Raw genomic sequence first — 20,945 nt, 5'->3', positions numbered from 1 at the left:
GGACCCTATGGGGCTTTTCGGCATTGGGACCCGCCAGACCACCTTGGCCGCGGAAAGCGTCTACGAGGTGGGCGGTGAGCTGCGCAGCCAGTCTGCCACGCTGGACCCATTTGGCAGCGAGATGGCCGTGGAGGGCATTCCAGCCGATTGGCATGAGCGCGGCGCCAAGGCCTGGGAGTATTACCAGCAAGAGCCCATCGTTAACAACTGCATCAACGCCTGGCGCACGCTGGCGCTGGGAGAGGACTTCACCCTGATCGCCAGCAGCCAGGAGCTGCAGAAGGAAGTGGACGCCCTCAAGGATCGGCTGGGTCTCAAGCGCTGGCTGAAGGACCAGATCCTGCAGCTCTTGACAAAGGGCGAGGCCGCGGGCTTCAAGGAGTACGGTGGCCAGGAAGCTGGGAAGACCGAGGACGGCCGGCCGCAGTATCGGGACTTCGCGCAGGTCAAGGCGCTGAACCCGCTGCTCCTGGATGTCAAGGTTACGGACGGCAAGGTCATCCAAGTGACCTCGTTCACATTGGACGCGTCGAACCAGCGGACGAACGAATCACCTGTGGCGCTGGAGCAGTTCCGGCGCTGGCTGTGGGACGCACCGGGCTTCGCCGAGCACGGCACCAGCATGGTGCTCCCGGCTTTCGAGTCGGTGGAGCTCTTGCGCGACTACCGACGCGCCGAGCGAGCTATCGCCAAGCGCTGGGCCACGCCTATCCGCCTGATCAAGGTGGGCGGGCAGTTCGGCAAGACCGTGGTGATGCCGAAGGCCAGCATGCTGAAGGACATCAAGAAGGTCTTCGACTCGATGAACGCCCGCCAGGGCGCGGTGGTGCCCTTCTACGTCACCATCGACACCTATGGAGCCGAGGGCGAGGCGCTGAAGGTCGAAGAGAAGGCCAAGGAGACCAAGGGTGACATCATCGTGGGCATGGGCTTCACGCGGGCCCTGGTCTCCGGTGACGGGGCCAACTTTTCCACCGCCAGCCTGGGCTTCGCCAAGGTCCAGCTCATGCTCTCGGACATCCGGGACATGGCGCGCGAGATGCTGCGCTGGGTGCTGGACGACTGGCTGGCCATGCGAGGCCAGGAAGGCGAGAGCCTGCACATTGCCTTCCAGGAGGTGGATCTGTCCGCCGGCGCCGACCAGCGAAAGGTGCTGGTGGATCTCTACGACCGCGGGTTGATCAGCGTGCGCAGCCTGCAGGCACTGATGGGTTTGTCCCCGGACATCGAGCATGCGCAGATCGGGCGCGAGACCAAGCAGGTGATCGCGCCGCTTTCCCCGGGCGACATCGTGGGTCTGGCCCAGCAGGAGATGCTGACCAACGACCAGGTCTTCTACCTGCTCAACCTGGCCGAGAGGCTGAAGGGGGCGACCGGTTCCGGCGCGGCGCCGACCGCCACGGAGACTGGTGCCCCCACGGAGGGCGCGCCGCAGACCGGGGACGTGGCCAGCCTCTACCTCCAGGTGGACCGGATCATCCGCTCCCAGGCTCGGCAGGCCGCCCTGGACCGCCTGGCGGCCCTTGAGGCCGAAGGCAGCCAGGCCGCCTGATGCCCACTGACTCCTGTGTCTGTGGCAGCCCGCATCCGCCGCTGCCCCTGGGAGAACTCCACCTGCATGTGGAGGCGCTCTTCCTCGTGCACGGAAGCCGGGCGCTGTCATCCCAGGCCCTCAGCCAGAAGGAGGCCATCGCCCAGGCCACAGCCAATAGCCTGGCCCAGGCCGGCGCCTACACTGACGAGGTGCTGGCAGGCAGCCTGAAGGCCCTGGACCGGGCGGCCAAGGACGTGAAGGCCCAGATCCTGGTGCTGGGCGACTTGTCGCAATTCGGGCCCGGCGCCCAGCCGGGCAAGGCCGTGCAGCTGGCGCGGCTGAAGGCCTTGAATAAGAACCTGACCCAAACCGCCACTCAGCTCAAGAAGGACCTGTCGCTGGTCTACCAAGACCTGACGGCGACGGCGTCGAAGGCCGGCATCGAGGGCAAGCTGGCCCAGCTGAGCGCCCTGAAGGTGGGTGGCTACCAGACGTTGAACCAGGCGGGCCGGGAAGCCCTGGCCGAGGCGGCTTTCTCGCTGGTGCCGACGGATGCCCTGGACTTCCTCTCGAACTACCAGCTGCAGCTCCTGGGCAAGCTCTCGGACGACTTGGTGGCGGGCATCAAGGGCGCCGTGCAGGTGGGCATCGCCCAGGGCGAAGGTCCTGCCAAGATCGCTCGGCGCATCGGCGGCATCGTCAAGGATCCGGAGGAGTTCCGTCAGGCAGGTAAGACGGTCTTCAAGACCGTGCAGCAGCGCGCCGAGCTCATCGCGCGCAGTGAGGTGATGCGCGCCTACAACCAGGGCGCGCTGAAGTTCGAGACGCGGGTGGGGATCCGGCGCGGGCGGTGGCTAACCGCAGGCGATGAGCGCACCTGCCCGGACTGCGGCCCGCTGGACGGGAAGGAATTCGACCTGGTCGACCTGCCCAGCCAGCCCCTGCATCCTGCCTGCCGCTGCACGCACGTGCCTGCCGACATCTCCCAACTCCTCACGAAGGAGGCGCTGGAGGCCCAGCTTTCCGGCCAGACGCTGGAGAACCCGGCTGTCCAGGAGGCGCTGAAGGGAGGCGACTACAGCAAGCTCAACATGGTCCAGTTGCGCGAGGTGGCCAAGGAAAAGGGTGTGTCCGTGGCCCGCACCAAGGCCGACCGCATCGTCCTCCTTTCGAAGGCGTCGGGACAGAGTGAGGAGTGGCTGGCCGGGCACACGAGCGCCGAGCTGGAGGCTTGGTTCAAACAGTACAAGGTGGGCGCACTGAAGTCCAAGGACGAGATGCTGGCCGCCCTGCACAAGGTCGACCATGCCACGGACGCGGCAAAGGCCGCGGCCCTGAAGCAGGCCGAGGACGCAGCGAAGGCCGCGCAAAAGGCGGCCGAGGAGGCGGCCGCCAAGCTTGCCAAAGCCAACCAGGCGGTGGCCGACTTCCACACGGAGCTGGGCAAGCTGAAGACCCTGGAGACGGATCTCGGCAAGTTCAATGAGTTCCACGCCCAGATCGACGTGTTGGTCAAGCACCTCGTGCAGACCAAGGACCTGCTAGGCCCCCAGCAGCTGGCCGAGCTGGAGCAGTACGTCCTCAAAGCCCATCACGCGTTCACGGATGCCGTGGCGGCCGTTCCGCAGACGGCCAGGCGGGAAATCCTCAAGGCCGCGAAGGTCAAGAACTTCCAGTGGTTCACGAAGGAGGAGTCGGTTGCCTACCTGACCACTCCGTCAGTGCAGCCGAAGATCGCCGAGCAGGTGGCTGCCAAGGTGGCTGCGGCCAAGGATGCGGCCAAGCTGAAGATGGCGCCCACGCCCGCGCCCAAACCCCAGGCCCAGCCCAAGGTCCAGGTGGCAGCCCCAGCGCCTGCGCCCAAGGCCAGCCCGGCCGTGCAGGCGCGTAGCGCGGATGAAGCATGGGAGGCCTACAAGGCCAGGAATCCGTTCACCTTCCACAGCGACGCCAGCGAGCTGGGCGGTGTGCACACCAAGTATTTTTACCTGGACGACGCCGGCGACAAATGGCTGTTCAAGCCGATCAATGAGGACTTCCGCGCCTGGGGAGATGAGGTGGCCTACCTCATCCAGCGCGAGATCGATCCGGACGCCATCGAGGTGCGCTACATCGAGCTGGGGGACATGAACGGGCGTCGGCGCATGGGTTCGATCCAGCAGATGAAGAAGGGGCTCCGGGACCCCAGCAACTTCGAGAAGATGGATGTCGCGGCCATCGACCCCGCAGAGCTCGTGCAGATCCAGCGCGAGCAGGTGGTGGACTGGCTCATCTCCAACCACGACGGCCACGCGGGCCAGTTCCTGCGCGCCCAGGACGGCCGGGTCTACGGCATCGACAAAGGCCAGCTCTACAAGTACTTCGGGCATGACAAGCTGTCCGTGGACTACGCCCCCAACGCCGGCGGGCGTTTCGACGAGCCCATCTACAACAAGGTCCTGCGCGCCCACCGGGACGGGAAGATCAAGCTCGACCTGCAGGCCACGGAGGAGCGGATCCGCCGGGTGGAGGCCATCTCCGACGCGGCCTTCCGCGAGATGCTCATGCCCTATGCCGGCCGGCGCTACGCCGGTCAGCCCGGCGCGCTGGAGGACTTCCTGCGTGCCGCCCTGGAGCGCAAGAACTCCGTCCGCGCGGACTTCGAGAAGCTCTACAGCCAGATCGAGTCGGTGCGCACGGGCAAGAAGGTGGACTTCCGCTTTGGAGACGTGGTGCCGAAGGCTGCTCCGAAGACGGCACCTGCGGCGGCGGATGATGGGCTCGCCTGGGCGCGGGGCAGCCGCATCGACCTGAAAGCCGAAGTGCAGACCATCCGCGAGTCCGGCTGGCAGGGCCGATCCCTGGCCGTGGACAAAGGCGACATCGAGGACCAGAACGTGCTGGTGCGCGAGGTGCTGGGCGTGGGTGGCAAGAAGGAGACCGTGCTGCAACTGCGCCTGCGCGTGGAGGCCGACAAGCGTCTGGTCAAGGTCCTCAAGTCCAACGTGGTGGGGGAGCTACCTAAGGAGCTCGTCTGGGAGGACGAGTTCTGGGATACGATCCTGGCCGCCGTGAAGACCGCCAACACGCACGCCACTGATCTGGGATTCAATAGCTCCAAGCTCGCTGCTGCAGAGAACCTGCGCCCGGTCCTGGCGCGGCTGGTGGACAAGGGCAACGTCATCGAACGTGCCATGGCCAAGCAGTATCTGGAGGTCTTGGACGAAGTGGCCCGCGCCACCCATGCCAGCCGGGGCGGGACGCCGACACGTCTGCCCATGATGAAATCCTTTGCCCCTTCGCCCGACGACCTGAAGGCCTTGCGACAGGGTGCCGAGCAAGCGGGAAAGGGAAAGGCGATCCGCGTGCGGACAAGTGCACGCTGGACCGAGGACCAGGTGGCGGCCCAGGGCCAGGGTCTCGTGGTGGAGGCCGAGCGCATTCCGCTCTCGCGCTTCCATTCCAGCATCAACGACAACCTGGTGGAGTATCACGCGGACCTGGGCGATGGCGTGGAAGTGGTCTACAAGCCTTGGCAGGGCACAGGCAAGGCACAGGGCAAGAGCTACGCCATGCAGGGCCGCATGACGGTCAAGGCACGTGAGGGTGTGTCGGAAACGACCGTGGCCAGGGCGCTGGAAAAGCTCAAGGCCCTGGGGCTGGACGCTTCCCCGGCCTCTGCGGTGGACGAGGAGCTCATGTATCTGCAGAAGGTGGCCTATGCCGCCAAGGTGGATGAAACGCCGGCCTTCCAGGCGGCCGCGGCGGAGGCGAAGAAGGCCGGGTCCAGCGAGGCTGCCGTGCGCATCTGGCGCGATGCGTGGAGCCGGCACCTGGGCGTGAAGGACGTGACCAAGCTGCCCGACTACGACCCGGCGGGTGTCTATCAAACGTCCACGGCGGGCGCCCGGGCCGGCGCCGGCATGCGCGTGCAATACCGCTTCGACATCCCGCGCGAGGAGCTGGCCCGGGAACTGGACGGCTACGTGCTCCAGCACCACCTGACCAAGGGCGACATGCAGAGCTTCCTTGAGACCGTGCTGCCGACCAACCGCTCCTTCGTGCCCACGGCCGAGCGCTTCAGTGTGGGGGTGCCCATCGGCGGCATGAGCCCGTCCCAGGACATGAACACGGGCGGCGCCAGCTACTTCTTCACGAGGATCGTGAAGGCCGACCAGAAGCAGGTCAATTGCGTCCGCTTCAAACCCGACATGCTACGTCGCGCCGACGCCATTAGCTATGATCACGACAAGTATGGCAACGTGGTGGGCAACTCCGTGCGGGAGAACCGTATCTCGGACATCGCCACGTGGAAGCGCATGCCCCGGCACGGATCCAACGAGACCATTTTCAAGGGCGCCGTGCCGCTGCTGGAACACTTGGACAGCCTCGTGGTGGGCAGTTCAGGCCAGAAGGCCAGCGTGGTGGCCCTCTTCAGGAAGCATGGGATTTCGACTCTGCCGGATGGCCGGCGAATCGAGGACGTCGTGAAGGTGAGCGGATGAAGGACGACATGCGCGAAATCCAGCGGATCGCCTTCCAGGAGTACCTGGATGTGCTGCCTGGAGAGTTCGGCTTTGACGTGACGATCACGTTTTCTTCTGATGGTGGCACCATCCGCAGCTTCCATGCTGGAATGCGCGTGCTCTCGGCCACGCCCATCTTCGACCGCGCCAGCGGCCAAGTGGACCATTGGCGCTACTGGTTGCTGTTTGCGGAAATGGGAATCCTCGACACCTACGGCGGCAGTCATCCCGTGCACTGCTTTGAATGCGAGGTGCTGGAGCGCCAGGAGCTTTTCCTGACACTGCGAGAGGTGAACGACGAGTACCGGTTCCTTGTCTGTCGGAACGACCCACATTCGCTGGACGAGCGCCAAGAGCTCATCTACCAGGAGTGGGATAAGCAGGTTGCCCGCATCGGGGGCGTGGCGGCCTTACAGGCCATCCTGGATGAGCAAGCTCGACACTGGAGGGAGACCCTTCTCTCCACGGGAGAAATGAAGCCGTGAAGGTGCACTGGTTCTACGTTTTCGACCTGGAGGCCGATGCGCGCAAGAAGCCCATCGGCGCGTGGATCATTCAGGACGGAGTGCTCGACTACGTCTTTGACCCGGCCTACCCGAATGACGAGGACATCCCGTCGGATCTCATCAACCGGATGCTCGAATCCGGTGAGAGGGTGCTGGGCCTGGAAGGCCTGGAATACTGGCAAGGTCACGTTGGCTACACCCGGAGCGCAAGCCAAATCAACGAAGAGGACGTGACGGATTATCCTGGTTGGATCAGGAAAATGCAGGCCACAGTAACCGCCGACTGATTTCCCGCCGAAAAAAACCGCTGACCGTATTGACACGCCCTCTCGGACAGAAGATCGTTTTCGCGAATCCACGAATTCGCGGGGACGAGTATGTCCTTCCTGACGGTTGAAGCCGCCCTTTTCCCTGAGCTGACCGCCCAAGGCGCCGGTGCGCCCAGTCATGGCGTCCAGTACATCGGGAACAAGCGCAAGCTGCTGGACTGGATCCGCGAGCAGATCCCGGAAGGCGTGAAGACCGTGGTCGATGCCTTCGCCGGCGGCGGCAGCGTGAGCTACATGCTCAAGCGCGAGGGCTTCCAGGTCCACTCCAACGACAGCCTGCACTGGCCCCACCACATCGCCCGGGCCGTCGTAGTCAACCAGTCCGAGACCGTGACAGACGAGGAGATCGAGGCCCTCTGCCAGTCGAACCCCAAGGCCGGCAGCTTCGTCCGCGACAACTACGAGGGCAAGTTCTGGAAGCCCGAGATCCACGGTGTCATCGACGAAGTGCGCGAGAACGTCGACGCCTTGAAGGGCTTCAAGCGGGACATCGCCCTGGCGGCCCTGGGCGCCACGATGCTTTCGGCCCGAGGCTGGTTCCCCCAGTTCACCACCAGCAAGGTCAGCGAGGACGGCTACAGCCCCGAGCAGTTCCACGAGCGGCTGGGCCAGGTCATCCGGCGGCTGAACTCGATGGTCCTGGACGGTCCGACGTGCACGGCCCAACGTCTGGACGTGCGGGAGTTCCTGCCCAAGGTGAAGGCCGATCTGGCCTACTTCGATCCGCCCTACGTGACCGAGTTCAGCGCGGCCAACTACAGCGCCAATTACCACGTGGTGGACGCCGTGATGGTCAAGGGCGAGGGGCGAAATCCCAAGGCCGACAGCGTCACGAAGATGGAAAAGACCCAGGCCGACCTGACCAAGGCCAACATCCTGGAGTTCTTCCAGGCGGTCTTCGGGGCGGCCGAGCACATCCCCAATTGGCTGCTCTCCTACCGCGACCACAGCTACCCCAGCGAAGCCGAGCTGCAGGAGGTCTTCGAGAAGGCCGGACGCGAGTTCCGGCTGGAGACGAAGGACTTCTCCTACGCCAGCCTGGCCGGCAAGCGGCGCAACGAGGACCCGGCCAAGGCCAAGGAGTACCTGTTCGTGGGCACGGCCAAGAAGGCCGAAGAGCCCGCCGAGCCGGGCAAGTCAAGCTTGCCTAAGGAGGACGACGTGAAGGACAAGACCCCGGTGGACGCGGCGGCCATTGCGGCCATGCAGGCAGCCGCGGCGGGCAAGGCCCGCATGACCGCCAGCCTGGAGGTGGGCCATCTGGTGGCCGTGGCCGAGGATGCCAAGGAGGGCGGCGAGGACCACGAAATCGCCTTCGTCCTCTGCCACGCGGGCACCAACAAGAACAGCGACCACTTCACTGTGGACGAGCTAAAAAAGGCCGCGGCCAGCGCCGCCGGCGTGAAGATCAACCTGAAGCACGGCCAGAAGGCCCAGGACATCGTGGGCAAGACCGAGTCCGCGGCCTTCGAGGACGTGGAAGGCGGCCGCGTGGTCTGCGGTGGCAAGCTCTTCACGGGTTCCGACGAGCTGGCGGTGAAGGCGCGCAAGCTCATCCACGAGGAGCTAATCACGAAGGTCTCGATGGAGTGCTCCTACCAGAAGGGCGAGTGCTCCATCTGCGGCCACACCTTCACGAACGCGGCGGAGCGCTGCGAGCATCTGAAGAAGCAGAAGGGCCAGAAGGTCGAGGGCAAGGACTGCTACGAGATCCTGCACGGCGTGACCTTCACGGGCGCCGGCCTCTTGGAGGGCTACGAGCCCGCCGACCCCAAGGCCGACATCACGTCCATGGCCCAAGGCGAGGATGGCCGGATGCGCGCGTCCTCCTACTACGGCGACGTGGGCGCGCGCCCTGAGAACGTCAAGCAGGTCCTCATCCAGCAGGAAATCCGGGACGACCTGTGGCGGGCGCAGGACGCCTTCGGCATGGTCGTGAACACGCTCGTGGGAGAGTTCACCGCGGGCAAGGCCACGCTGGATGACACCGGCACGAAGATCCGCCAGGCCGCCACCGACACGGCGGATCGCGTGATCCAGATCCTCACGAGCATCAGCAAGGAGACGGACGACATGAAGGACCCGAAGACCCAGGCGGCCACGGACAAGCCGCTGAAGGACATGACCCAGGCCGAGCTCCTGCAGGTCGCGGAGCAGTTGGCCGCCCAGAACGAGGAACTGACCGGCAAGGTTCAGGCGGCCGAGGACGAGAAGGCCAAGAGCGCGGCCAAGCAGGCGGCCGAGGCTCTGGTGGCCCTGATGGAGAAGAAGGGCCGGGCCTTCGCCGACGCGGCCGCGCGCCAGGCGGAGGTGGAGCGGCTGGCCGGCTTGTCCGACGAGGCCCGTCAGGCCGTGGAGGACACCTGGAAGGACCTGCCCGACAAGCAGGCCGCGGAGCCCACCGAGGAGGAAAAGGCGGCGGCGGCCGCGGCGGCCGAGGACGGCGGCGTCGGCAGCGCCAGCGCGGCCGGGTCCGCCAGTGGCGGGGCCCTGCGCGCCAACGCCGGATTGGCCCCGTCTACGGGTGCCGATCCCGCCCCCCAGGGGCTGACCCAGAAGCTGGGCGACGGCCTGGCCGCCCTGCACCAGCGCCGGCTGTCCCGTGAGCGGGGCGAGGTGGCCGAGTAGGAATCATCACCACCCGGTGATGCCGGGTGCTTCACAGCCAGAAGGAGAGCAGCATGTACAACAACTCCCATCCCGGCATCGAGTACGGCGACGGCGTCCTCAAGGGGCCGGGCACGCCGGGCCAGGTGCTGAAGAGCGTCGGCAACAACGAGTTCAGCGTGGTGAACAACGCCAGTGACGTGCCGGCGGGCGTCCTGAAGAAGGCGGACAAGGACTGCAGCGCCCAGGGCGCCACGGAGACCACGCCCTGCGTGGTGGACACGGGGGGCTTCGTCTTCCAGACGGACCAGTTCACCGGCACGCCGGCGGCGGGCAACAACCTCACCTTCGATGCCACCACGGCGAAGCTGAAGGTGGCCACGACCGGCCTCAAGATCGTGGGACGTGTCCTCTCCGTGGACGGCTCGGAGATCAGCGTCCTCTGGACCAACCACGGCCTGGTGGCGTAACGCGCCATCCTGAGACAAGGAGACCCCACGTGAAGAAGCATGCCACGATGAGCGAGGCGGAGCTGCAGGCCCTGGCGAACCTGGTGCAGCAGGCCACCCGCACGGAGAACGGGCTCTATGCGCTGGCCGAGGCCGTGGGCCCGGTCATCCGCATGGAGATCGAGCGCAAGAACATCGTCCCCCTCATCCTGACCGAGCACACGCTGTCGCCCGGCCAGGACGCCAAGCACTCCAAGCGTCGCGCCTTGCAGGCCCACTACATCGGCGTGGGCGGCCAGCCGCACCGCCAGGAGGTCAACAACGACCAGGAGGTGGTTTTCCCGGTTTTCCGCGTCCACGCCAACCCGATGGTGGACGTGACCGACCTGGCCAACGGCAACCTGGGCAAGATCGAGGAGATGCAGGCCGACGCCGCCCAGGCCATCCGCAACAAGCTGAACGCCAAGCTGGTGGCGCTGCTGTCGGCCGCGGCCGCCCTGGCCCCCACCACCAACGTGGTGACCATCACGGGCGGCAAGCTCACCGACACGGGCCTGGGCCAGCTGATCAGCAAGATCAACGACCTGGAGCTGAACGCCCGCTACATCCTGCTGCGCGGCAGCCGCCTCATCGACCTGAAGGACTTCAACCTGGACACCGAGTCCCGGCGCGAGTTCGTCGAGAAGGGCGTGCTGAGCCGCTTCGGCGGGGCGGGCCTGGTGAACACGGCCTCGATGAACGCCAACGAGGTCATCGTCATCCCGGACATGGAGGTCGGCAAGTACGACATCCGCACGGCCCTGAAGGTGGACCCGCAGAAGTCCGGCTTCAAGGTGGGCTTCCTGACCTACCACGAATGCGCGATGGGCATCACCCGTCCCGACCTCATTTTCAAGGCGGTCATCACCGCCTAGGCCACCTGACCGCTTCCGCAGCCGGCCGGGGGCAACTCCGGCCGGCCCTCTCCCCGGAGGATCCATGTATCACGTGAAGGCCAGAATGACAACGGTGACCATCGGCACGCGGGTGTTCAGCCCGGTCCTGGTCACCCGGTTCCAGGGTGAGCTGCCCCCCGACGTGGCGAAGCATGACGACCTGCTCTTCATCGAGGAGATCCCGGATGAAGAGCCTGTGGTGGTGCCGGGTGGACTCACGGCGACCGGCACCCTGGAGACGGAGCCAGGCACGGCCGGCGAGGGCGACACGGGCGCCGGAGGCGCGCCGGACGGAGAGGGCCCGGGTGAAGGCGCTGGCACGACCGGTGAGGGCGGCACGGGCGCCGGTGGCGCGCCGGACGGCCAGGGCCCGGAGACGGACCAGACCCTTCTGACGGACAAGGCCCTCGCGGATGGCGTCACCCTCCTGAACGTGGGCGGCGATGACGACGACGGCCCGGGAGCGGATGCGGATCCGGATCCCTTTGCGGATACCCCAGAGGGTTCGGGCACGCCGGGCGCTGGTGCCCCGGCTCCGGCCCAGGCACCCGCTTCCGCAGCCAAGGCGCCCTCGGCCCCGGCCACGATCAAGGGCAGCCGCGGCAGCCGCGGCAGCCGGAAGTAGAATCCCATGGCCACGACGATCACGGACCTGATCCAACACTTGCGGGGCGAGCTGGTCGCGGCGGATGAAACCGACCTGACGACCGACCAGTTGCGCGGCGCGCTCAAGCGGGGCCTGGCGGCCATGAACCGCGACTTCGAGCGCGCCTACGTCCTGCAGGAGGATTTGGAGACCATCGAGCCGGTGCTGTCCGGGGCCGACGAGGAGCTCCTCCTCCTGGCCGCCCTGCCCACCTGCTGCCGGATCGAGATCGCCAAGGCCACGCGGCGCCCGAGCTTCAAGGCCGGCGCCATCGAGATCGACAACACGCGCGCCGCGGGAGCCTGGCGCGAGCTCCTCACACATGCGAATGAGGAGTACCTGCGGCTGGTGGAGCTGGGCGTGGCCCAGGGCCTGCAGTCGCTGAAGCCCCTGCTCTTTGAACGTGGATCGGTGATCGCCGAGGAGAGCGTGTGAGCTATCTGACGGCATCCGAGGCCGACCTGGCCCTGAGGGACATGGGTCACTTACTCGCCATGACCGGCGACGTGATCCAGCTCCGGACGCGCCAGGTCCCCCCGGCCACGGGCTTCGCGGGGGACCCGGGCGAGAGCCTTGGGCCCCCCGTGGCCGTCCCTGCCGTGATCAGCGCCAAGGCGCCGGAGGACTTGCTACAGGTGGGGCATGAGGTCCTGGTCGTCGTGGCGGCAGCCACGCTGGTGGCCGAGGGGGACGAGTTCACGCACGGCAGCGGCCGCTTCCGGGTGGTGGACGTGGTGGAGCGAAACCTCTTCGGCACGGTGACCCACTTGGAGCTGGCAGCAAAGAAACTGCACGGGGGCGCCTGATGCTCGACGGCGTGACCATGCTGCTGGACAAGAAAGCACTGGAGAAGACCCAAAAGCTCTTAAAGGCCTTTCCCCAGGTCCTGGTGAAGAGTCTGAGTCTGGCCGTCATGCAGATCGCTCTCGTGGTGCAGGCACAGGCCAAGCAGAGCCTGACGGACGAGGGGGCCATCGACCTGGGCGCGCTTCGCGCCTCGCTCCACATCGTCGTGGTGGGGCCGCTCACTGTCCTCGTGGGCACGCCCAGCGAGTACTCGGCGCCCGTGGAGTATGGCACCAAGGGCCACTTCGTGAAGGTGGACAACATCCCGGGCCTGAGGGAGTGGCTGGTGCGCCACAAGATCCAGGACGGGGCGGAGCGGACCTACTTCTTCGTCCATCCGAAGCCCCGGCCCTTCATGGCGCCGGCCTGGATGATGGGCGTGACGCTGACCCCCAAGACCGTCGAGGAGGCCGTGGAGATGGCCTTCCAGACGGTGGAGAAGTTCCTGTGATCGTCCAGCGCGCCTTCGCGGCCCACGTGGCGGGCCTCTCTTCCGGCCTTGCCGTCTTCAAGGACGAGCTGGCCTGGACGCAGGGTGGCGAGCCCTGGCCCTGCCTGCTCGTGACCCTTGTGTCCCTGACGCCGGGCTCGAAGGGAACGGGCGTATACGACCAGCGCTCGTTTGACGCCACCGCCGGCGCTTACACCTACGAGAAGTTTCATGTGGAGCGCCAGGTCCTTCGTCTCACGGTCCGCAGCGCGGCCCTGTCCGGCAAGAGCGGCGCCACCCTGGTCGAGGAAGTCGCAACCACCATCCGCACCCTCATGCGCGCGCATGCCCAAGGGCAGCCCCTTGATCTGGTGGACGTGGAAACGGGGACGAGCGTCCACCTGGAGCGCCTTCGCCTGATCACCGAGAGCGACCAAGGGCCCCAGCTAAGCCGGGTGCCCTTTGAAGCTCAGAAGACCCTGGATGTGGAGCTCGTGGTGGTCTGGCCCGTGGTGACGGCCGTGGCCCTGCCTATGCAGGACGTGAATCTGACAGTGGACTTGGAATAGGGAGAACCATGAACAAGAACGAAGGCAAGCCCACGCCGGCGGCGGCGGCCCCGGACCCGGCGCCCGCCGCCATCCCGAGCGTGCAGCAGCGGGTGGAGACGGTGCTGAAGAAGCTGAAGCTGCCGGAGCCGGTGGTGGCCGGCGTCTTGGCTGAGCATGGGCTGACCCGGACGGCCCTCGTGGATCCGGCGGAGTTCCAGGCCCAGGTGACCGCGTGGCTCGCGGCCCCGGCGCAGAAGTAGGAGGGCATCGTGACCCGGATCATCAAGGACGTCTACACCGAGTACTTCTCGGGGCTGGCCGGCATGAGCCAGCTGCCCGCGGCCATTGAACTCGTGGCCGGCGCGGCGGGCGGGGGCGACAAGCTGACCCGCTACATCCTCAGTGACAAGCGCAGCGCCATCGATCTCCTGAAGAGCGGCCCGCTCCTGCAGGCGGTTCTGGAGCGCCTGGATGCCGGCTCCTCGGTCATCTACGCCCTGCGCCTGGCTGGCAGCGCCCTGGCCAAGGCGACCATGTCCATTCCCGGGGCGACGGGCACGGCCTTCACCATCGATGGCTACTACCCGGGTTCGTGGTGGAACGATGTCGAGATTGGCGTGACGGCGAACGGTGGCGACCGCACGGTGGAGATCCTGGATCCCGCCACGGACACGGTCTACAGTTTCACCGGAACGACCAACCAGGCGCTGGTGGACGCCATCAACGCCGGCCAGTCCGTAGTGAAGGCCACCATCGGCGCCGGCACGCTGGTGGCCGCCAAGACCACGGCCAACCTGACGGGCGGCAATGATGGCCTGACCCTGGCCAACGGCGACTACACCGCCGGCATCACGGTCAGCGAGGACTTCACGGACGTCAACTGGGTCCACTTCGTGGGCGCGGACACGCTGACGCTGTGGGCGGCCATCCTGGCCAGCTGCCGCACGATGGTGACGGGCAACCTGGGCGAGCGCTTCGCCCTCCTGGACGTGGCGCGCATGACCGTGGCCAATCCGCTGGCGCCCACGGCCGCCGAGGTGTCCACCTACCTGTCCGCCATCCAGACCCTCATCGCCACCGTGGCCGACACGAACGCCGTCATCTGCACGGGCGAGGCCCAGTTCACCGGCCACGACGGGACGGTCTACTGGAACCGGATCACCAGCGCGATCTCCGGCCAGCTGGCGGCCCTGAAGGTCCAGGAGAGCCTCCTGGCCAAACAGCCGGCGGGCATCTCGGCCGTGTGCCCCGAGTGGAACGTGGGCCAGCAGACGGTGCTGGTGACGGAGAACCTGATCCACCTGCGCCTGGAGCCCGGTCTCGGCCTCATCATCGGCCTGTCCAACGTCCGCTGTCCCACCGGCAGCTCCTTCAACCGGGTCGAGAAGCTGCGCGCCGTCTACGCCTTCGGCAAGGCCTGCCGTCTGGCGGCCCTGCCGCACTTGGGCAAGCCCAACGACGTCGAGGGCGAGGGACTGAAGCTCCTGGAAGCCAACATCCGCCAGGTGGCCAACCTGATGGTCCAGAAGGGCGAGATCGACGACTACGAGCTGCAGCTCATCTCCACGGCCGAGATGCGCGCCGCGGGCGAGGTCCAGGTGGTGGCCAGCGTCAACAGCATGAAGGCCTTCGAAATCATCCTGGAGAAGGTGTACCTGAGCTAGGCCTTGCCGGCTCGCAACTGAAGGAGAACTGCCATGCCGCCCACTCCGGGATTCGCGGACGGCGTCGCCGGGAACAGCGTCAAGCTGCTCATCAACGGCACGCCCGTCTTCGGCCTGAAGAATTTCAACTGGAAGCTCGCCCAGGACAAGAAGCCGGTCTTTGGCGCGGGGTTCGCGGACGCCCACGGGGTGGTCCGCTCGAACCACAAGACCTACGAGATCGACTTCGAGATCACCGAGCTGCTGGTCCCCATGACCGCGCTGCGCGCCGCCATGAGCGCCGGCAGCCTGGCCGCGGGCGAGATGTACCTGGACCCGACGGACTTCCGCAACGGCGTCATCGTCCTGTTCTATCCGGGCCTCAACGCTCCCATGTCCAAGACCTTCACGGGCGTGGAGCTGACGGCCTGTGACGGGGGCATTTCGGACGGCGAGGACGCCGAGGCCATCAGCATCAAATGCTCGGGCTTCGCCACGGGCATGCTGCCCTACGTGTGACGCACAGCCCGGGGAGGCTGGACGCGGACAAGCCTGGCCAGGCCCCGCGTCCTCCTCCCCGGATCTCTCTTCATTCCAACCCCGGAGACATCATGCAGTTGCAGACCATCACCCCGGAGCTGATCGAGACGCTCCGTACCGCCTACCCCAAGCAGAGCCTGTTCCAGCTGGACCTGCCCGACGGCCGCACGTTCATCGTGCGCGGCTCGTCCTGGGACGAGTTCAGCCGCCTGGGCAAGGCCGCCAAGGGCAACGAACAGCGCCTGGCCCTGGACATCGTGCGGACCTTCGTGGTCCATCCGGCCCTGGACGCCAAGGATCTGGAGTACAACACCACGGGCGAGTGGGAGCCCGGCCTGATCGCGGCCCTGTCCGAGAAGGTCCAGGAGGTCCTGGGCTACTCGAAGGAGATCTCGGTAAAAAAGCTCTAAGGGCGGCGCGCGCGGACCTGGAGGGCGCGTGGTACCTCCAGGCCCGCGCGGTGATCGCCCACCGGTTCCCCGCCTACACGTTTGAGCGACTGGATGACTTGCCCTTCGACCGGGTGTTCGAGCTCTGCGTGGCGGCCGAGTGGCTGGGGGAGCAGGAAGCCAAGGCAAGCAGGGCGCCCCGGCGCGCCGCGAGAGGCAGACGATAGGAGACGCGCCCGATGTCGATGACCGGTTTCACCAGCGCCATCACCATCAGCGTCTTCGGCACGTCGAACCTATCGGCCTTCAGTGCGGCTTCGAAGCGCCTGGACAAGTTCGCCGGGTCCTTTGAACAGACGGCCGAGCGGGTGAAGAAGGCGGGCCTGAAGACGGCCCTGGTGGGCCTGGGCATCGCGGCCAGCCTGGCCATGCCCATCCTGCAGGTGGGCAAGTTCCAGACCGAGGTGGCGCGGGTGGGCGGCATCGCGGAGGCCACGGCCGAACAAGTCATCCAGATCGGGGATGCGGCCAAGTACCTGGGCGCACGCAGTCTTTTCACGGCCCAGCAGGTGGCCGAAGGCCAGGCCGAGCTGGCGTCCATGGGTCTCACGGCCACCCAGGTGTCGACCAAGACGGGCATCATGGCCGACACCATCGCGTTCGCCACGGGCCAGCAGGTGGCCATGGCCGATGCCGGCGCGCTCCTCGTCGGCACGCTGAACGCCTACCAGAAGCCGCTGTCGGAGGCGACGAACCTCAGCGACATGTTCACGGCGGCCATGAACAAGACCAACCTGAAGTTCGCCGACATGCAGGAGTCCATGGTCAACACGGCCTCCACGTCGGCCACCTTCGGGCAGTCGACGGAGACCAACCTGGCCCTCCTGGGCGTCCTGGCCAATCGGAACGAGGTGGGCGCCCGAGCCGGCACGCGCCTGGCCATGACGATGACCAAGCTCTACACCCAATCGAACAAGCTGAAGAAGGGCCTGGGCGTGGAGGCATACGACCAGGCCACGGGCAAGACCCGCGACTTCATCGAGGTCTTCAGCGAGATGAAGGCCAAGCTGGGCGGCTTGTCCGACGAGAAGAAGAACCTGCTCCTGACGGACATCTTCGGCGCCGAGGGCATCAAGGTCTTCAACATCCTCCTCTCCAGCTCGCGCGAGGAGCTGATGGGCCTACGCACGTCCATCAGCCAGTCGTCTGGGGCGGCCCAGGAGTTCCAGCAGCGCATCCTGGAAACGCCCACGGGTCATTGGAAGCTCATGAAGAGCGCCGTGGATGGCGTGTCCATGCAAGTCGGCAGCAGCCTCATGCCGCTGGTCATTCCGCTGCTGGACGCGGTGAAGAACGTCTCCGAGGCCATCCTGGGCTGGATGGAGGCCCACCCGGCGCTGACCAAGGTGGCCGTGGGCTTCCTGGGCGTCCTGTCTGTGGGGCTCATCCTGGGCGGCATGCTGCTCTTCGTGGGCGGCGGCATGCTGCACCTGGCGGGCATGGCCCTGCGCCTGCCGGCCAAGCTGGGCCAGGTCGCGCTGTCCATGGGGGTCACGAACTCGGCGGCCATCCCGCTGACCGCCAGCCTCAAGGCCCTGGCCCTGGGCGCGCTGAAAGTGGTGGCGCCCTTCGCCCTGGTGGGCCTGGCGATCTGGGGCCTGGTGAAGGCCTGGGACACCAACTTCCTGGGCTTCCGCGACACGGTGGAAGAGGTCTGGTTTGCCATCAAGCCCGTGGCCCTGGCCATCTGGGGCGCGCTGAAGGCCATGGGCGAGGGCATTTCCTCCGTGTTCGACGCCACCATCGGCCGCTTCTGGGCCTTCCTGACCGACTGGTACAAGGGGGCGATGAGCGGGATCTCGCCCATCCTCTTTTTCGCCGGCATGGTGGCCTGGGGGCTGGGCTTCATGGTGGGCACGATCCTGCGCGCCTGGAACTGGATCAAGGCCAATCCCATCGTCAGCGGACTGCTCTTCGTTTCGCTGGCCGCCTTCGCCTGGCCGCTCATCGCGAGCGCCACCAAGGCCGTGTGGTCCTTCGCCACCCAAACGGTGGCGGCGGGGGCGCGCGCGGCCTGGGGCTTCCTGACGGCCCGGGTCGCGGCTCTGCGGGCGGCGGCGGCCACGCTGTGGGCCGGGCGCAGCTCGCTCATCCTGCGCGCCCAGATCGTGGCCGTCGCAGCGGTCACGAAGATCTGGGCTGGTATCCAGTGGCTGCTGAACGCGGCCCTGACCGCCAACCCCATCGGCATCGTGGTCGGACTCCTGGCCCTCCTGACGGCGGGCATCGTCTATGCCTACCAGCACAGTGAGTGGTTCCGAAACCTACTGGGCACGCTGTGGGACGGCTTCCTGTGGGGAATCAAGACGGCGGTCAAGCTCATCTTCTGGCCCATCACGGCCATGAAGGCCCTCTACCAGAACTTCGCGTCCGTGCGGGATTTCCTGGACGGGATGTGGGACGGCTTCAAAATGGGGATCAACGGCGTCGTGGGGCTGATCAACGGCCTGATCAAGACGCTGAACCTAATCCCGGGTGTCGAGATCCCACTGGTCCCCGAGCTGAAGACCGGGACTGGTCTTGGTCAGGATGTCGCCGGCGCGAAGGCCGGGATGGCGGGCATGTTCCGCAAGGACGAAGCATCCCCCGCCTCCAAGGCCGCGCCCCCGTCAGTGGGCGCCCCAGGCCCGCTGTCCGCCGTCCTGGGCGGAGCCCCCCGAGGAGGCAAGCTCGCCGCGGCGGCCCAGGGCGGCATGGCTGCCGCCATGCCCGCCGATCTCACCCCGGCCCGGCCATCCACCGGCGCACAGCCTGCCCGGGCCATCACCCGCAGCCAGCAGACGACGACCGTCGACCGGCGCATCCACGTGGCCAAGATCGAAATCCAGGCGGCCCAGGGCACGCCGGCCACCAGCATCAAGGACCAGATGTTGGAGGCCTTGCGCGAGGCCGCTGGCCAGGAGGACGGCATGGACGAGGTGAGCTATGCCCAATAGCCCCATGGGCCCGCCCGCCCCGCCGGCCAACTTGGGGTCCATCGCCAGCCAGGAGCAGGACTTCATCGACCAGGGCCAAGCTGCCGGGTCCGTCACGCGCAACTTGACGGAGATCCCCTTCAGCCTGGGCGGTCTGATCTTCCCTGTCCCACCCCGGGCCATGCAGGTCAAGCAGGCCATCAAGATCGACGAGGTGAAGATCCCCAAGAAGAGCGGGTCCATCCGGCAGCCCACGGGATACGAGTCGGCGGAGATCACCGTGGACCTGGAGCTGGTGCCCGAGGAGAGCCTGGACGGGACGCTCATCACCTCACCCCTGGAGCGCCTGCGCCCCCTGCAGAAGCTCTTCCGGGATGGCCGGGCAAGCCTGCCCAAGCCCGTGGAGATCATCTCGCCCTTGACCGACCTCTTTGGCATCCGCCAGGTGCTGATCCAGGAACTCACGGCTGACGAGGACGGGGAGTCGGACTGGATCCCCGTGCACCTGGTGCTCACCGAGTATGAGTCCATCAAGACCCAACTGGAGCACCAAGCTGCCGCGGCCGGGGCTTCGGACGAAGCGGCCGCAGAGGGGGAGGAGGCCATCGAGGGCGACGAGAACCTGGATCGCAACCTGGGCTACGTGCGCGACCAGTTCAACGAGGGGATGTCCGAAGGCAGCGGCGAGGCCCCGGGCGACGACCTGGACGACCCCGGCTACGAGGACGGCGACTGATGGGCGCCTGGACCCATCCTGTCTACGAGGTGGAGGTTGCCGGCCAACGACTGGACCCGGCCGTGGTGTCGTTCTGGGTGCAGGCTCAAGGGAGCGCGGCGGACAGCGGGCGCCTGGTGCTCGCCGATCCGGAAGAGACCCTGGCGCCCACGCTGGCCCGCGGGCAGAAGGCGGTGATCCGCTGGGGCTACCAGGACGACCCGGCTCTCACGACGATCTTCGAAGGCCTTGTGCGCGCCGTCCAGCCCGACGGCCTGCAGGTGGCCCTGGAGCTCATCGACTACCAGGCCGTGCTGCAGGCGCCTGGGCGGCGCATCACGCGCACCTGGGAGCACGTGGCGCCCGCCGAGCTGGCCCAGGACCTCATCGCCGGCACGGGCCTGTCTCTCACGGCCAAGGTCCCGGGCGCACAGATCGACCGATTCCCCGTTCACAAACTGACACCCAAGGAGGCCCTGCAGCAGCTCTGCACGTGGCTGGCCCGCGAGACGGGCGAGGACCACCGCTTCCACGTGCGCGCCGGCGTGCTGGTGCTGGGCCCGCCCGACCACGGCCAGGCGCCGGCCCTGGCGCTGGAGACGGGCGTGACCCTCATCGACCGCCGGCCGGGCAAACTGGGCATGACGCTGGTGGAAACGATGGTGGCGCCGGTTCTGCACAGCCAGGTGGTGACGGTGGACGGCGCGCGCTTCTTCGTGGAGGAGGTCTTTCACCGCTGGAGCGCCGGCGGGCGCACGCTGTTACAGGTGGTGCCATGCGCCGCGAGCTGAAGACCCTGGTGGAGCAGTTGCGGCCGGACCTGTCCGCCTACATGCGCCTGCCCCTGCGCGGGACCGTCACGGCCGTGGACGACCAGCTCTACACGGTCAGCGTCCAGCCGGACGACGAGACCCTGGCGCCCTTGCCCCGCTGCGAGATCCTGGCCGTGTGGGCGACAGCGGCCGCGCGGCTCGTCATCCTGCCCACCGTGGGCGACGCGGTGATGGTGGCCTTTGAGGGCGGGGATCCGAACCGGCCCTTCGTGGTGGGCTTCCTGACCGGCGCCGGGACCGCGGGCAAGGAGCTGGTGCTGGAGCAGGGGAAGTCCCGGGTCGTCATTCACGCGGAAGGGCTGGTGGAGGTCGAGTCGGACGTGAAGGTCCACGTGAAGGCCCCGGCCGTCCACCTGGGCACGAACGCGGCCGAGCAGGTCATCCTGGGTAACACGTTTCAGTCGCTGTTCAACGCGCACCAGCACATCGGGAACAAGGGCCGGCCCACATCGACGCCCATCGTGCCTTTGTCGGGCGCGGAGCTTTCAAACACCTCTCGGACGGAGTAGTGT

Annotated in this window: 20 protein-coding genes; all 20 read left to right on the top strand. The window is 66.9% G+C overall.

The features are described 5' to 3' along the window. Positions 1 to 7: 7 nt before the first annotated feature. The 20 genes from WC326_01845 (at position 8) to WC326_01750 (ending at position 20,942) form a co-directional block, all read left to right on the top strand. Entirely contained in the window at positions 8 to 1,552 is a 1,545-nt protein-coding gene (locus WC326_01845; protein MFA7329792.1) for a hypothetical protein, read from the top strand. Then, positions 1,552 to 6,018: a phage minor head protein gene (locus tag WC326_01840; GenBank protein ID MFA7329791.1), complete on the top strand. Its 4,467-nt coding sequence runs from the start codon at positions 1,552 to 1,554 to the stop codon at positions 6,016 to 6,018. Before WC326_01845 ends, WC326_01840 begins: the two co-directional genes overlap by 1 nt. After that, a complete protein-coding gene (locus WC326_01835; protein MFA7329790.1) occupies positions 6,015 to 6,524 on the top strand; it encodes a hypothetical protein in 510 nt (169 codons plus the stop codon). The genes WC326_01840 and WC326_01835 overlap by 4 nt, the downstream gene beginning before the upstream one ends. After that, complete coding sequence (locus WC326_01830) at positions 6,521 to 6,832, top strand: hypothetical protein (protein MFA7329789.1); 312 nt, start codon at positions 6,521 to 6,523, stop codon at positions 6,830 to 6,832. The genes WC326_01835 and WC326_01830 overlap by 4 nt, the downstream gene beginning before the upstream one ends. A gap of 90 nt (positions 6,833 to 6,922) precedes the next feature. Next, positions 6,923 to 9,502 carry a DNA adenine methylase gene (locus WC326_01825; GenBank protein ID MFA7329788.1) on the top strand — a complete coding sequence of 860 codons (2,580 nt, stop codon included), beginning with the start codon at positions 6,923 to 6,925 and terminating at the stop codon, positions 9,500 to 9,502. Positions 9,503 to 9,555: 53 nt separating this feature from the next. Further along, the gene (locus WC326_01820) at positions 9,556 to 9,951 is read left to right on the top strand and encodes a hypothetical protein (protein MFA7329787.1); all 396 of its coding nucleotides are present in this window, start codon (positions 9,556 to 9,558) and stop codon (positions 9,949 to 9,951) included. 29 nt (positions 9,952 to 9,980) lie between these two features. Beyond that, the gene (locus WC326_01815; protein MFA7329786.1) at positions 9,981 to 10,844 is read left to right on the top strand and encodes an HK97-fold major capsid protein; all 864 of its coding nucleotides are present in this window, start codon (positions 9,981 to 9,983) and stop codon (positions 10,842 to 10,844) included. A gap of 85 nt (positions 10,845 to 10,929) precedes the next feature. Beyond that, positions 10,930 to 11,490, top strand: a complete 561-nt coding sequence (locus WC326_01810) for a hypothetical protein (protein MFA7329785.1) — start codon at positions 10,930 to 10,932, stop codon at positions 11,488 to 11,490. A 6-nt stretch (positions 11,491 to 11,496) separates the two neighbouring features. Further along, entirely contained in the window at positions 11,497 to 11,946 is a 450-nt protein-coding gene (locus WC326_01805; GenBank protein MFA7329784.1) for a hypothetical protein, read from the top strand. Continuing rightward, positions 11,943 to 12,317: a hypothetical protein gene (locus tag WC326_01800; GenBank protein ID MFA7329783.1), complete on the top strand. Its 375-nt coding sequence runs from the start codon at positions 11,943 to 11,945 to the stop codon at positions 12,315 to 12,317. Before WC326_01805 ends, WC326_01800 begins: the two co-directional genes overlap by 4 nt. Continuing rightward, a complete protein-coding gene (locus WC326_01795) occupies positions 12,317 to 12,808 on the top strand; it encodes an HK97 gp10 family phage protein (protein MFA7329782.1) in 492 nt (163 codons plus the stop codon). Before WC326_01800 ends, WC326_01795 begins: the two co-directional genes overlap by 1 nt. Then, a complete protein-coding gene (locus WC326_01790; GenBank protein MFA7329781.1) occupies positions 12,805 to 13,356 on the top strand; it encodes a hypothetical protein in 552 nt (183 codons plus the stop codon). Before WC326_01795 ends, WC326_01790 begins: the two co-directional genes overlap by 4 nt. Positions 13,357 to 13,364: 8 nt before the next feature. Then, positions 13,365 to 13,598 carry a hypothetical protein gene (locus WC326_01785; protein ID MFA7329780.1) on the top strand — a complete coding sequence of 78 codons (234 nt, stop codon included), beginning with the start codon at positions 13,365 to 13,367 and terminating at the stop codon, positions 13,596 to 13,598. Between the two features lie 9 nt (positions 13,599 to 13,607). Continuing rightward, positions 13,608 to 15,002, top strand: a complete 1,395-nt coding sequence (locus tag WC326_01780) for a hypothetical protein (protein ID MFA7329779.1) — start codon at positions 13,608 to 13,610, stop codon at positions 15,000 to 15,002. A 33-nt stretch (positions 15,003 to 15,035) separates the two neighbouring features. After that, positions 15,036 to 15,500 (top strand): hypothetical protein, encoded by a 465-nt coding sequence (locus WC326_01775; GenBank protein MFA7329778.1) that lies wholly within the window; start codon positions 15,036 to 15,038, stop codon positions 15,498 to 15,500. Between the two features lie 92 nt (positions 15,501 to 15,592). After that, positions 15,593 to 15,931: a hypothetical protein gene (locus WC326_01770; GenBank protein MFA7329777.1), complete on the top strand. Its 339-nt coding sequence runs from the start codon at positions 15,593 to 15,595 to the stop codon at positions 15,929 to 15,931. Between the two features lie 218 nt (positions 15,932 to 16,149). After that, complete coding sequence (locus WC326_01765) at positions 16,150 to 18,906, top strand: phage tail tape measure protein (GenBank protein ID MFA7329776.1); 2,757 nt, start codon at positions 16,150 to 16,152, stop codon at positions 18,904 to 18,906. After that, complete coding sequence (locus tag WC326_01760) at positions 18,896 to 19,621, top strand: hypothetical protein (GenBank protein MFA7329775.1); 726 nt, start codon at positions 18,896 to 18,898, stop codon at positions 19,619 to 19,621. The genes WC326_01765 and WC326_01760 overlap by 11 nt, the downstream gene beginning before the upstream one ends. Continuing rightward, positions 19,621 to 20,391, top strand: coding sequence for a hypothetical protein (locus tag WC326_01755; protein MFA7329774.1), 771 nt, complete (start codon positions 19,621 to 19,623; stop codon positions 20,389 to 20,391). The genes WC326_01760 and WC326_01755 overlap by 1 nt, the downstream gene beginning before the upstream one ends. Next, positions 20,376 to 20,942 carry a phage baseplate assembly protein V gene (locus tag WC326_01750; GenBank protein ID MFA7329773.1) on the top strand — a complete coding sequence of 189 codons (567 nt, stop codon included), beginning with the start codon at positions 20,376 to 20,378 and terminating at the stop codon, positions 20,940 to 20,942. Before WC326_01755 ends, WC326_01750 begins: the two co-directional genes overlap by 16 nt. Positions 20,943 to 20,945 lie beyond the last annotated feature (3 nt).

This window comes from Candidatus Delongbacteria bacterium (assembly GCA_041675285.1).
GTDB lineage: Bacteria > CAIWAD01 > CAIWAD01 > CAIWAD01 > CAIWAD01 > CAIWAD01.
This window is presented reverse-complemented; position numbering and strand designations above follow the sequence as displayed.